At 40.1% G+C, this 12,643-nt stretch carries 11 protein-coding genes and 1 riboswitch; of the genes, 2 read left to right on the forward strand and 9 right to left on the reverse strand.

What is annotated here, in order from left to right; all coding sequences use genetic code 11:
• Positions 1 to 566: 566 nt before the first annotated feature.
• The 9 genes from HMJ38_RS10840 to HMJ38_RS10880 form a co-directional block, all read right to left on the reverse strand.
• A complete protein-coding gene (locus tag HMJ38_RS10840) occupies positions 567 to 1,622 on the reverse strand; it encodes a homoserine O-acetyltransferase family protein (RefSeq protein ID WP_194974421.1) in 1,056 nt (351 codons plus the stop codon).
• A 66-nt stretch (positions 1,623 to 1,688) separates the two neighbouring features.
• Positions 1,689 to 2,993: an O-acetylhomoserine aminocarboxypropyltransferase/cysteine synthase family protein gene (locus HMJ38_RS10845; RefSeq protein ID WP_194974422.1), complete on the reverse strand. Its 1,305-nt coding sequence runs from the start codon at positions 2,991 to 2,993 to the stop codon at positions 1,689 to 1,691.
• Positions 2,994 to 3,190: 197 nt separating this feature from the next.
• A riboswitch (SAM riboswitch) is annotated at positions 3,191 to 3,305 on the reverse strand.
• A 283-nt stretch (positions 3,306 to 3,588) separates the two neighbouring features.
• On the reverse strand, positions 3,589 to 3,918 hold the full coding sequence (locus HMJ38_RS10850; RefSeq protein ID WP_194974423.1) for a type II toxin-antitoxin system RelE/ParE family toxin: 330 nt from the start codon (positions 3,916 to 3,918) through the stop codon (positions 3,589 to 3,591).
• Positions 3,908 to 4,114, reverse strand: coding sequence for a hypothetical protein (locus HMJ38_RS10855; protein ID WP_194974424.1), 207 nt, complete (start codon positions 4,112 to 4,114; stop codon positions 3,908 to 3,910). The genes HMJ38_RS10850 and HMJ38_RS10855 overlap by 11 nt, the downstream gene beginning before the upstream one ends.
• Before the next feature lie 287 nt (positions 4,115 to 4,401).
• Positions 4,402 to 4,728 carry a YbjQ family protein gene (locus HMJ38_RS10860; protein ID WP_194974425.1) on the reverse strand — a complete coding sequence of 109 codons (327 nt, stop codon included), beginning with the start codon at positions 4,726 to 4,728 and terminating at the stop codon, positions 4,402 to 4,404.
• A gap of 3 nt (positions 4,729 to 4,731) precedes the next feature.
• The gene (locus tag HMJ38_RS10865) at positions 4,732 to 5,913 is read right to left on the reverse strand and encodes a C40 family peptidase (RefSeq protein ID WP_228780005.1); all 1,182 of its coding nucleotides are present in this window, start codon (positions 5,911 to 5,913) and stop codon (positions 4,732 to 4,734) included.
• Positions 5,914 to 5,978: 65 nt separating this feature from the next.
• Positions 5,979 to 7,286 carry an amidohydrolase family protein gene (locus HMJ38_RS10870; RefSeq protein WP_194974426.1) on the reverse strand — a complete coding sequence of 436 codons (1,308 nt, stop codon included), beginning with the start codon at positions 7,284 to 7,286 and terminating at the stop codon, positions 5,979 to 5,981.
• A 27-nt stretch (positions 7,287 to 7,313) separates the two neighbouring features.
• Positions 7,314 to 8,696 (reverse strand): amidohydrolase family protein, encoded by a 1,383-nt coding sequence (locus HMJ38_RS10875; protein WP_194974427.1) that lies wholly within the window; start codon positions 8,694 to 8,696, stop codon positions 7,314 to 7,316.
• A gap of 12 nt (positions 8,697 to 8,708) precedes the next feature.
• The gene (locus HMJ38_RS10880) at positions 8,709 to 10,418 is read right to left on the reverse strand and encodes an amidohydrolase family protein (RefSeq protein ID WP_194974428.1); all 1,710 of its coding nucleotides are present in this window, start codon (positions 10,416 to 10,418) and stop codon (positions 8,709 to 8,711) included.
• Between the two features lie 245 nt (positions 10,419 to 10,663).
• Here HMJ38_RS10880 and HMJ38_RS10885 point away from each other — a divergent pair, with 245 nt between their 5' ends.
• Both HMJ38_RS10885 and HMJ38_RS10890 read left to right on the forward strand, forming a co-directional pair.
• Positions 10,664 to 11,026 carry a response regulator transcription factor gene (locus tag HMJ38_RS10885; RefSeq protein ID WP_194974429.1) on the forward strand — a complete coding sequence of 121 codons (363 nt, stop codon included), beginning with the start codon at positions 10,664 to 10,666 and terminating at the stop codon, positions 11,024 to 11,026.
• Positions 11,027 to 11,029: 3 nt separating this feature from the next.
• The gene (locus tag HMJ38_RS10890) at positions 11,030 to 12,637 is read left to right on the forward strand and encodes a hypothetical protein (protein ID WP_194974430.1); all 1,608 of its coding nucleotides are present in this window, start codon (positions 11,030 to 11,032) and stop codon (positions 12,635 to 12,637) included.
• The last annotated feature ends 6 nt before the right edge of the window (positions 12,638 to 12,643 follow it).

The raw sequence follows: 12,643 nt of genomic DNA on the forward strand, positions 1-12,643 counted from the left end.
TATATAACTTTCGAATTCGGAATCTATACACCTGATATTTATGGATATTGGATATTCGTGGATATTGGATTGCAGGATAAGCGATCAAAGGGTTAGCTTGATGCTAGTTTGATCAAATGAAATTTCTTCCGAATGACTGTAGAAAGGCAGGTACCGCATGTAGTTATCACTTTCAAGCCTCTATTTGACCAGGATCTATCGCTCGTTCCATGCCTCCGGCAGGAAATCATACAGTATTTTTACGCTAAATCCTTACTGTATCTTATCAAATATCTCACATCTCTTATCTCCCGTCTCGGCTCTCACATCTTGTTTCTTACCTCTCATTATATTCGTAGAAGGCTATGGTTCTTGATTCTTACGCCTAATCAGATGTGTCTCCCGCACAGCTGTGTGGAGAGACATGACAAGGAGAAGTCTCTTGCATTCTTTTAACTTTTCTGAATACTAATAGCTTAATGGGTGTTTGTTTTTCTTGACTCCCCGATACTCGGGACAGGCTTTGATTCTTGTTTCTAAAATTCTCATCTCGCCTCTTGATTCTTGGTTCTCGTCTCTCGCCTCTACTACCCATTCCCCTCCAAATAAAACCCCTGTAAAATATATTGCAGCTGTCCGTATTCAATCAGGAAAGCATCATGACCGTAGGATGAATGGATTTCATGGTAGGATCCTCTTTGGACATGTTTGGCTATAAACTGAGATTCTTCTTTAAGAAACAATAGGTCGCGGTCCACACCGATAGCCAACACCTTTGAAGGTATTTCTGATAAAGCTTTTTCCATTCCTCCTCTTCCTCTACCAATATCGTGGCTGTCCATGGCTTTGCTCAACACCCAATAGGAAAAGGCATTGAAACGATTTGCCAGTTTATGTCCCTGATACCTCAAGTAGGATGAAATCCGGAAATTATCCAGTTTCTCGTCTTTATCTGATTGTTTCATTGCAAAATTCTCAGGATGCCTATAGGAAAGCATAGCGATTGCTCTGGCTGCTTCCAATCCTTTTTTTCCGGCATCAGGATGATTTTGGCCCCAAGTACTGTCAGCTTCAATGGACATCCTTTGGGTTTCATTGAATCCTATGGTCCAAGGGGAAGTTTTTGGATTGGAGGCAAGGATGATGGTGTTCTTAACTTTGTTTTGAAGTAAATACGCCCATTCCAAAGCTACTTGACCACCTAGAGAGCCACCGATGACAGTGTTGATCTGAGAAATGCCCAAATGTTCCCGCACTTTGTCCAAAGAGGCTGCAAGGTCTCTAGTACTGAGGTTTGGGAAATCGTAGTAGAAAGGTTTACCTGTTTTAGGATTAATGGAAAGCGGATTGGTAGAACCGTAACAGGAACCCAACAGATTGGCGCAAACGATAAAGTATTTGGTGGGATCATAGAATTTGTCTTCTCCTACGATTCCGTTCCACCATTCCTGTACATTGGCATCACCTGTAAGCGCATGGATGACCCAAACCACATTGTCTTTTGAAGTAGTCAAATGCCCTTGCGTGGTATAGGCAATTTCAAATCCTGGGAGTGACTCCCCCGATTCTAATTTAAATTCACCTTCATGCCTGTAGGTTTCCTGCGCCATATCTATAATCAGGTAATTACTTTCTAAATTCATTGTACTTAACTAATGGGTATTGAAACCTGTCAGGTATTGAAGACCTGACAGGTTTTTTTTTAAGTTTTAAGCAATGCTATCAAAAGCCTGCTGTAAATCTGCTTTGATGTCTTCTAAGTGTTCGATTCCAAGGGAAATCCTCAATTGGGTAGGGGTGACACCTGCTGCAATCTGCTCTTTCTCGCTCAGTTGTTGGTGGGTAGTAGCCGATGGTTGTATGATGAGCGTTTTCGCATCGCCAACATTCGCCAAATGAGAAATCAATTTGAGATTATTGATGAAATTGGAAGCACTTTCTTTACTGCCCTTCAATTCAAAACTCAAAACCCCACCAAAACCATTTGGAAGGTATTTCAAAGCCAATGCATGGTAAGGAGAAGATTTTAAGCCAGGGTAATTTACTTTTTGAACCTGAGGATGTTTTTCCAACCATTCGGCGATTGCCAAAGCATTATCTACAGTTCTTTGAACCCGAAGTGAAAGTGTTTCCAAACCCTGTAATAAAAGGAAGGAATTGAATGGACTCAATGCAGGGCCGAAATCCCTCAACCCTTCAACCCTAGCCCTGATGGCAAAAGCGACATTTGGTAATCCTAATGGATTGTTGTCTCCAAATACCTCCCAAAATTTAAGACCATGGTATCCTTCAGATGGTTCAGTGAACTGTGGAAATTTTCCATTTCCCCAATTGTAATTTCCTCCATCTACGATGATTCCACCTATAGAGGTGCCATGTCCACCGATCCATTTGGTGGCTGAAGCGGTCACGATGTTTGCCCCGTGTTTTAATGGTTGGCAAAGATAGCCGCCTGCCCCAAAAGTGTTGTCCACAATCAAAGGGAGATCATGTTTTTTTGCCAATGCAGCAATAGATTCAAAATCAGGAATATTGAATTCAGGATTGCCTATGGTTTCCAAATAAATGGCTTTGGTCTTGTCATCGATGAGTTCTTCAAAATCCTTTGCATGGTTTCCTTTCGCAAATCTTGCTTCGATGCCTATTCTTTTGAAAGCGACTTTAAATTGATTGTAAGTGCCACCATACAAAAAGGAAGTGGACACAAAATTTTCTCCTGCTTGAAGGATATTGTTCAAGGCCAAAAACTGTGCAGCCTGTCCCGAAGCTGTAGCCAAAGCGGCAACGCCACCTTCCAAGGCGGCCATTCTCTGTTCGAAAACATCTGTGGTCGGATTCATGATCCGGGTGTAAATATTCCCAAATTCTTTTAGTGCAAATAAGTTGGCACCGTGTTCGGATGAGTTGAACACATAGGAGGTCGTTTGATAAATGGGTACAGCCCTCGAATTTGTGGTTGGATCGGGTGCCTGTCCGGCATGCAATTGAAGAGTTTCGAATCTGTAATTTGACATAATTGATATGGTTTAATTGTTAAGAGTAAATTGAGGATACAAATTAGTAAATCCCATAGGATAAATAGGGTAGTGGCAAGATTAAATTTTTACCAACGCATATAACTGCCAAACCTACAACATCGGTAAAATGGAGTTGTGAATTGGCGGAAAACTTTGAAACTTGGATTTGATTTTTTCTTATTCATTATGTCTGGAATTTATAGTTCCAAATGGAATTACGCCCATTTGGCAGGAATTGGCACCTTTTCAACGAATCGAATGGTTGCCAGAGGGTCATCGAGCCTGTCTCTCACCTCTTCTGTATAAATCCCAACACTTGATAAAAAGTGAAAGGATGTCACAAATTAAAATCCGAAAGCTTGGATATGCAAGGGATTGGAGGTTTTATTTTCTAAACCAAAGCAGGATTGTGTATTTAGATTTTGTGTTTAAAAAAATTATAGAAAGAAACCTTAGGGTTGTATGTAATTGAGGGCGAAAAAATCATCTGGCGGAGCAGGTATTCAGGCTTTAAAGGTCTAAATGAAGTTGGTTATTGGTAAACCAAGGAAATTATTCCAATTGCCATTTGGAAATAATAGAAGGGGCTTTTTCACTCAGGGACAAACTGCAGGAGTTCGGCCAGTTCTTTATCAGTAAGGTTTTCCTTGTCGGACTTGTCGTAAATGGAGAGTAAGTAAACGGTATCATTGGCCACCACGAAGTTGGTGATTACCCTTGCCCCACCCGATTTGCCCTTGCCTTTAGACTTGATGGCCAATCGTATTTTGTAGCAGTTTCTGCCTATGGCAGTACCCTGATCCGGGTTCTCCTTCAGCACTTTAACCAGTGTTAACAGCTCGAATTTTAGGGAAGGATATTTTTTGACAAGCTTTTTAGCTTGACGCTCAAAAACCTCAATAGACTTTACACTATAGCTCATTGAGGAAATCTTCTGCGTCCCGGGCATGTTTTTTACCTGCCCGGATTTGCTTCATCTCTTCCACAGCTTCCCTGATCTCGCTCATAAGCTGCGCTTTGGCATCGGTAAGCTGTTTGGTTTTTACATACGGAAGTCCTTTGAGCACTTCCAGTAAGTGTAGGGCTTTGCTGTCTTTTATGTCGAGTAGTACCTTCATAATCAAAATGAATTACAAATATACGGGAATTTGTTACCTTAAAAAACTTAAATGTTCTTAACCATTTTGGGAATAAAATCTACTTCTATGTCATATCGTTATTTACAATTTTTTTACCAAAGGGATCATTTACTTAAAACAAGCAACAAATAGGTCACATAGATTAATCAATATTAAGAATTTACTTAATATTGACTTAGTCATAATAAATCCAAACACAAATACAATTCAAAGTGATTGTCAGAATAACCGATGGTATTCTTAACCAAACAGCTGATCCTGTATCCCTACAAATGAATCTTTTCAATCTTCACCGCTGTCCCGGAAGAAGTCACCATCAGCATGCCATCCCGGATGGTTTCATAGTCTAGGTCAATTCCAACAATGGCATTTGCGCCAAAAGCTTTTGCCTGCATTTCCATTTCGGACATTGCCGTAGCCTTGGCTTCACGCAATACGCGTTCGTATGCACCGGACCGCCCGCCCACTATGTCTGTGATGCTGGCAAAAAAATCTTTGAATACATTTGCTCCGATAATGGTCTCACCTGATACTACTCCTAGGTATGCAGTGATTTTGTAGCCTTCTAAACTTGGTGTTGTGCTTACGATCATGGTTTATGGATTTAAAGTGGGAAAATTCATCATTGTTTCAACTTCTTTGATATTTGGGGTGAGATGGCCAATGACCCTTTTGGTTCTCAGGTATCTGTTCATTTCATATTCGTCATAATTAGGACTATCTTGGTCAAAGCTACTGATTCTTACCCTGCCACGTGAGTGGATAAAGGAATTGTCGCCGATCCACATCCCTACATGCACTACCTTTTCTTTTTTGTCTCCGGTTGCTTTTTCACCAAAAAACAACAAATCTCCCACTTCAAGGTTTTCCCAATTTTTATCCTCATCCACTTCTTCACCTTCCCAAATTTGTTGGGATGCATCCCTTGGGATGACCTGACCATTTAGGAAAAATATGGTTTTGGTAAATCCACTGCAATCAACTCCCTTGAAGGAGGTACCGCCCCAAAGATAGGGAACTCCCATCATGGCTTTGGCAGTTTGGATCAGGTTTTCAGGACTGAGTTGTCTGCTTTCGTTCCATGATTCAAATGGCATCAATTGGTTTTTTTTCACAAAACCAACCCTGCCATCGGGAAGTAGTATTTCCTGATGATTAGTTTCAGTCCACTCAAGGGAAATAATATTCCCTGCAACCAAATCACTGATGACTTCCTTTTCATCGCTATCTGCATAGGCAAAACCACTGTAATCTGTAAAGACTGCTTTTGGAAGTTGGTTCCATTCTGATAGTTCTTTCTCATTCATGACATGAATTCCACCCGAATCTACCCAGGAGATATATTGATCCGGCGTTTGTATGAGATACCAAGAGCCTTCTTTTTTCAATACTTTAAGCGGAGTGCCCAATAATGCCTGGGTGGCCAGTTCCGCGGAGTGTTTAGGTGCACTTCTGATATTTGCAACTGAAATAGTCACCACTGCAAATTCCTTTCCCTCTACAGATTGATCAGGCAAAGTTGAAATTTGGTCTTCGTATTTGATATCCAGTTTATCCAATTTTCCTCTGAAGATTTGCAAGGCTTCAGTCTGATCGGTTTCTCCTGAAAGTATACCATTTGACCATTCTATTTCCCAGATGGCAACCCGCTTGTCAGGGGCATATTCGGATTTGAATTCAGAGATCAATTGTTCTACTAGCCCACTTTTTTCATCTTGGCAGGAAAGTAAAACAATTCCTAAAGCCAGTGAAAGAAACTTTGAAATGTACTTGGTCAAGGAATTTTGGTTTTGAGTTGGTAATAAAAAAACCGTGGTAGCTATTACCACGGTTTAAACTTAAATCAGTTTCCATTTTTTTCCAAACCGGGAGATCTTTCCAAGAACTCCTGATAGAGTTTGATATGCCTGTTGCTCATGGGGACACGATAGCCATCAATAAACACATGGCTGATCTGTGTTTTGGTTTCAAAAGGATCTCCTGTCGATACAAACAAGGTAGCATCTTTACCTGTCTCAATTGAGCCTAACCTGTCAGCTACGCCAAATACCTCGGCGGCATTGATGGTTACGGATTTGAGTGCTTCTTCTTTACCCATTCCGTAAGCTGCGGCGAATCCCGCATTAAAAGGGAGATTTCTGGTATTTTCGGCATCATTGCTTCTGATTACTACTTTTACACCTGCTTTGGCCATTTTTCCTGGGTTTGTATAGGCTGCATCATATCTGTCAGATTGACGGGTAGGTATAGAAAGCATGGGACCTGCTACTACGGGAAGTTTGGCTTCTGCGATTTTATCGGCTACTCTCCAACCTTCGGCGACTCCTGTCAGTATGGCTTTTACATTTTTGGATTGAATCCAGTCAATGGCAGCAACAATATCAGAGGCAGCATTGACCTCTACCAACAAGGGCAATTCTCCTGCAATCACTTTGGCAAGTTGTTCCATTTCAGGATAAAACTGAAGTTCTGCATTCGCCTCTTTAAGTTGGTGGTAAGTTATTGCCCTTTCCCAGATTTCATTTAAGGTTTTCTGAGCCTTTTCAGATTCTTTCTTGATATCCTCATCAGATCTTCTATCCCATGTACTTCTTCTTGCAGAAGAGGGGAAATTCAAAACCACACCTTTGAAACCAGCATACATCTGATCAGGTGTGTAACCATTCAGGTTGATCAAAGCAGCAGTTCCAGGGAATAAACCACCTGAAGGAACTGCAAGGGTAGTGGTCACCCCGCTCACTCTTGTGACCGGTATTGCTATTGAATTTGGATTGACTGCGACCAATGCCTGCATATTTGGCGTAACTTGACCAATCTCTGCAAAATCCTGAGTTTCTGGTAAAGAGTTGACTTCAACAAGACCCAATCTGCTTCCACCGTCCATCAAGCCAGGATAGATAAATTGTCCCGTACAATCAATTACTTCTGCATCTCCTGCCAAAAGGTTTTTGCCAACTGCTTCTATTTTGCCATTGACAATCAGCACACTGCCATTTTCGATGATGCCATTGGTGACAGTTTGAATGGTGGCATTTTGCAGGAGAAATTTCCCGTTTCTGGGCTTGATGAATTCTCCGTCAAACTGGGCTTTTGCCATGAATGGAATCATGAGCAGGCAGAATATATAAAGGATGTTTTTTAAATTTTTCATTTTCTTTTTGATTAAATCCTTGGGAAATTAATGGCCATGTTCAAATAGATTTCTCCCAAAATTGGTAAAGAAAAAGTCTACACCGTGCATACACTTATGGTCATGTTCTTTGAGGAATATGGGCTCAATGATATCTGTAGCACTAACCCTAAGTCTCTTGTCATTATCGTCTTCATTGATGTCAAAATATTTTACCCCATCCACAAAGGTCATCTGAGGAATAGCATATACTGAAAGCGGATGTCCTTCAAAGATTACAAGATCTGCCTGTTTGCCTTCTTCAATGGAACCGACTTTGTCAGCGATACCCAATTGCTTGGCCGGATTGATCGTGATCAAAGCCAATGTCTGTTCATCATCCAATTGACCATATCTTTGAGCTTTACCGGCTTCATGATATAAGTGTCTGATCAATTCACCGGAATCAGAATTAATGGAGGTGATCACACCGTTTTCGGTAAGGATGGCAGCATTGTAGGCCGTTGAATAATATACCTCAAACTTGTAAGCCCACCAATCTGCAAAAACCGAAGCTCCCATTGTATAGGCAGCCAATTCCGGCGCAACTTTAAAGCCTTCGTTGACATGGGAAAAAACAATGTTTGTAATTCCAAAATCCCTACAGGTATTGATCAGTGCATATATCTCATCCGCCCGGTAAGAGTGACAGTGAATAATGACTTTTCCATCCAGTATATCCACAAGAGTCTGTAGTCTGGTATCATATTTTGGAGGAACAGGCGTTGCTCCTTTTTGTTTTAAGGCTGCATTGTAGGTATCCCAAGTTTTTTTGTATTGAATGGCTTCATTAAATCCATTCCGGATAACGGCCTCTACACCCATTCTTGATCTGGGTTGATTACCATTTCCCCTACCATGAACTCTAGTCGGGTTTTCACCCAAGGCAAACTTGATGGTTCTTGGTGCTTCTTTCATGAATAGGTCTTCTGGATTTCCTGATCCGTATCGATGTTTCAGGGTAATATTTTGACCTCCAATGGCATTTGCTGAACCATGCATGGCGTGTGAGATGGTAACTCCCCCGGCCAAAGCTCGGTAAAGTCCGATATCATAGGGATCAACTACATCGGCCATTCTTACCTCAGAGGTGATAGGAGCAGTGGCTTCATTAACCGCATCCAAGGCGACATGGGAGTGGGCATCAATAATCCCCGGCATCAGGTATTTTCCTTTTGCATCTATGGTTTGCACATTTGCAGCTGTAAGGTTTTTTCCGATACTTTTAATGACACCATTTTCTACCAATACATCAGTTTCTTCCAAAGTTCCATTGGTGATGGTCAGCACGGTGGCGTTTTTGATCAGCACAGAGCCTTTTGGTGTCTGCGCTTTGGCAAACAGAACAGCCAACATCAAAAAGGATATGAGTATATATTTTAATTTTTTCATCTTATCTATTGATTAACGCGTACTTTGATTTGGTTTTTTTGTGGCATTTAGGGGGTAACTCCCAAAATCTGCCAAGGACATGTTTCCGGAAAACTGATTGTCATTGATATCACCGGATACGGTTACTTCAAGGGACATCCCTCCTGCTGCGACATCAAATGTAAAGGTGAGGTAATTGCCGGAGATACTGATGTTATTCATTTCTGAAGTAGCTGTTCCGCTGCCGGCAGGATTTGCATAGGTGATGGTTCCTTTGTAGGATTCCCCCTCTTTTTTGATTGTCATTATTCCGCCTGAGCTGCCTGCAGGAGTATCTGATGTATATTCCCAATCACCGGCAATGTTGGCTGTTCCGTTTTCTCCATTACCATTGCCATTTGCAGCTTTCTTGGTTTTGATTTCATAATCAAATATATAGCCATCAGCTACCACATGCCTTACTTGTGCATCTTCACTGAGCATTGGTCCTGTAAAAATGACCATGTTGGCCAGTTTTCCCTTTTCTATTGTTCCTGCAAATTTTGAGATTCCAAGGATATTTGCAGGATTGATTGTCAAAGCTGCTAATGCCCCATTTTCGCTAAGACCATTTTCCACCATCATTTTGAGGTTTTTCATAAGGTCTGAACTTTTCCCACCCACTGAGGTGAAACCAAAAGGTATTTCAGCTTTTTCTAATATACCTGCCTGTTTCAAATTATTTTCGTAGGCATCTTGGGCTCTTTTTGTTCTTGCCTTAATCTCATCGGAAAGATCATCCATTTTTGCTTTGGTGATTTTATCATCAGGCAGTTTCATGCTCATTAAGACCTGTGCATTGGCGGCTTTGATTTCATTGACAACCATGTCTGCTTCAGTAACCCCGACCAGAACAAGTCTAAAACCATTTTCTTTTTGTAGCGAAAGTGCTCTCCTTATTTCAAGGTCATTCGAAACTTCAAACATGATCGGAATCCGCTTATCAATTACAGGGTAAAAAGCCTCAAGGGTTTTATTAACCTCAGGTCTGTTCAGACCACTGTTTGAAGCAAAAAGCCTTTGATGCTGAGCTGAATATTCTGCATTTTTATACAGGTCTCTGAATTTAGCCATGATACCCAACTGAGTTCCCGGATAGGAACCTCTACCACCTCCTACTCCTCTGAATTTGGCGCCTAGGGATGTGTTCTGGGCAAGGATATTGGTTGAGGAATTTCCTCCTAAAACCACGATGGCTGCTTTTCCTGGTAACATACCACCATCTGGAATCACTTGGGCAATAGTAAATCCACTTTTTCTCCAATCACTGATCTGATTGTTTTTGAAATCGAAATGATCGAGTACATTCCTCCAAGGAGTTATACCTGCATTTTCGTCAGGAGGATTTGAGGGGTCAAAATTGGATGGTCTTTCCGGATCAGTGGGTTTTGTAACACCTGCACTGCTAGCGCCATCTATAAAACCTGGATAAATGAATAAGGAGTCTCCATCTATCACTTGGGCTTCATTCGGAATACGGACATTTGTACCAACAGCCTCAATCAACCCATTTTTGATCAAAATTGTGGCGCCGGAAACTGTCTTGCCTGGTGCTGTGGTAATGGTAGCATTTTTAATTGCGTAGGTTCCTGTAACTCTTCTTTCCCCTGTGGGATCACTTTGGGCCCAAAGTGGATTGTAAGAAAGAAAAAAGCAGATAAACAATAAGCTACTGAATACTTTTAACTTGGGGTGCATATTCATAGAAATAGTCTAAAATTGATTTATTTAACGAGTTGTAAGCTAGCAAAAGAAAATTTTTCAAAAAAAGTTATTTTTTTTAATAAGCAATATAGGTTAAGAACGGCAAAAAGATTTCTGCATAATGCATTTTAGTCCTTTTGTATTTTTTGATAAAAATTTTAAAATATTTCGGGTCTTAAACACCTTGTTTTTTTACTTTTTTTAAAACTATCTTTATTCCACTAAGTCACCCAAAATTCTTTAAAATGAAAAATGTTTTGATTATCGAAGACGATAAACTGATATCTAGTTTGGTACGGTTTAAGTTGAAAAAAGAAGGCTATAACGTCACGATTACTGAAGATGGAATCGCAGGTATTGATGCTATCAATCTTATGGAAACAGACCTGATTATAACAGATGTTATGATTCCTTTCAAAAATGGGATTGAAATCATCAATCATGCCAAGAAGGTTAGCCCAAAAGTCCCCATTATAGTTCTCAGTTCGTTGGGAGAAGAAGAAGGTACAGTCATGGAAGCGTTCAATCTTGGCGTGTCTGATTTTGTACCAAAACCTTTCAATCCTAATGAACTTGCTATGCGGGTAAGAAGATTGATCAATAATTGATAAATGGTAAAAGAAGCTGGACTAAGAAAAATAGAAAAACTGATATTCACCCTTGTTTTTTTACACCTTTTTTTGTCCGGAAATCTTGTAGCACAGGACAGCAGTATCACTGTTTCTGGTTTGCAATCTGTTTTGGAAAATGTTGATGAAGTTCCTGGTTTGGAGTTTATCGTATATTTCAGAACACCCAATGATACAACTGATCTAACTCTTCTGAATTTAAGTCAGCACGCTGACTCTATTAATTTTTGGTTTTCTGATACCATTCTTCTTTACAATGAAGCTAAAGAATTGAATGCTGATCTGTCCCTCTTGAACAAAGGTTCGGGGTCGATCAATTATTTATTGTTCAAAAGAGAAGTCAGTGAATCCGGTGTAGTGGAATATTTGGATAATCTGATGAGGAATGAACTCTTTGATCCAAAAAGCATTGTCGATAATTCTTTTGGCAATGAAGGTGAACTGGTGTTGCTGGGTACCAATACCCCTTTCCGGCCATTTTATAAATTGAAGGTAAAGATCCTGAGTGATGTCAAGATGCTATTGCTATTGGCTTGTCTGAGCATGTTTCTCATAGCCTCTTTAATTATGGTCTTGGTGATGTTTGTTATCAAATCCAAAAAAAGGCGAAAAGAAGTCCTGACACTGAGGTTTAAGAATTTATGCTACGGACCGATATCAGACCTTCTTTTTGACGATGAGCCGGAGAGGCTGAATCAGTTGAAGAAGGAAGATATGGTTGCACTGTTTCCAAAAGGTCATCTTGATATTGATTTGTTCAAAGATGTGATGATTCAGGAGATTATCAGTCTCAACAAAAACATGAAAGGGGATTTTAAATCCCGTTTAAAACTTATTTACAGGAAACTGGAATTGGACAGGCATTCCATAAAAAAATTATCCTTAAAAAGGTGGGACGCGGTAACAGCCGGGATTGTTGAAATCAACGAAATGGATGTCATTGAGGCAGTACATATAGTAGGAAAATTCACCTCCCACGAAAACTTTTATATCAGGTCCAATGCTGTTGCTACCATGTTGAACATTTCAAATGATATGTCATTGAAGGTTTTGGCGGATCAACGCTATCCTTTGTCCAAGTGGCAACAGATGAAATACTACAGAATTATAAAGTACATCAACAACAAGGGAATCCTCAAATTCCATTTACTTTTTGAATCAGAAAATGAATCTGTCAGGGTTTTTGGGATAAAATTGGTCAGACACCTTGGTTTAGTAGACAAGCTTTCGATACTTCAGCAAATGTATGGGACAGCTTCTATCAATGAGAAAATAGAAATTTTGAAATGCTATGACAACTTTAATCATGTCGATGGTTTGGAAGATGTCTATAAAGACCTTAATACTTCTGACAAGGCACTTTTTTTGAATATTGTTAAAGTATTGAAAAATTTAGGCTCTGAAGTATCCCAAATTATTTTGATGGAATGGTTTAAGAAAACCAAGGATTTTGAATGCCGACTGAAAATATTGGATGCGGTAAATTCCCTTAATCCTGATTTGATTGCAATACTCGATGAAACAAAGGGTGACGATCAAGTCAAACAGATTTTAGCACACCTTAAAGACCCTATTCTCAGTCATGTATAGTATTTT

Source organism: Aquiflexum lacus, from assembly GCF_015476655.1.
GTDB lineage: Bacteria > Bacteroidota > Bacteroidia > Cytophagales > Cyclobacteriaceae > Aquiflexum > Aquiflexum lacus.

What these genes read in the sequence shown, in the direction of transcription:
- HMJ38_RS10855 (WP_194974424.1), bottom strand. Translation starts at nt 4,114, where the DNA reads ATGAAGGTACTACTCGACATAAAAGACAGCAAAGCCCTACACTTACTG.
- HMJ38_RS10845 (WP_194974422.1), bottom strand. Translation starts at nt 2,993, where the DNA reads ATGTCAAATTACAGATTCGAAACTCTTCAATTGCATGCCGGACAGGCA.
- HMJ38_RS10850 (WP_194974423.1), bottom strand. Translation starts at nt 3,918, where the DNA reads ATGAGCTATAGTGTAAAGTCTATTGAGGTTTTTGAGCGTCAAGCTAAA.
- HMJ38_RS10860 (WP_194974425.1), bottom strand. Translation starts at nt 4,728, where the DNA reads ATGATCGTAAGCACAACACCAAGTTTAGAAGGCTACAAAATCACTGCA.
- HMJ38_RS10880 (WP_194974428.1), bottom strand. Translation starts at nt 10,418, where the DNA reads ATGAATATGCACCCCAAGTTAAAAGTATTCAGTAGCTTATTGTTTATC.
- HMJ38_RS10885 (WP_194974429.1), top strand. Translation starts at nt 10,664, where the DNA reads ATGAAAAATGTTTTGATTATCGAAGACGATAAACTGATATCTAGTTTG.
- HMJ38_RS10840 (WP_194974421.1), bottom strand. Translation starts at nt 1,622, where the DNA reads ATGAATTTAGAAAGTAATTACCTGATTATAGATATGGCGCAGGAAACC.
- HMJ38_RS10870 (WP_194974426.1), bottom strand. Translation starts at nt 7,286, where the DNA reads ATGAAAAATTTAAAAAACATCCTTTATATATTCTGCCTGCTCATGATT.
- HMJ38_RS10890 (WP_194974430.1), top strand. Translation starts at nt 11,030, where the DNA reads ATGGTAAAAGAAGCTGGACTAAGAAAAATAGAAAAACTGATATTCACC.
- HMJ38_RS10875 (WP_194974427.1), bottom strand. Translation starts at nt 8,696, where the DNA reads ATGAAAAAATTAAAATATATACTCATATCCTTTTTGATGTTGGCTGTT.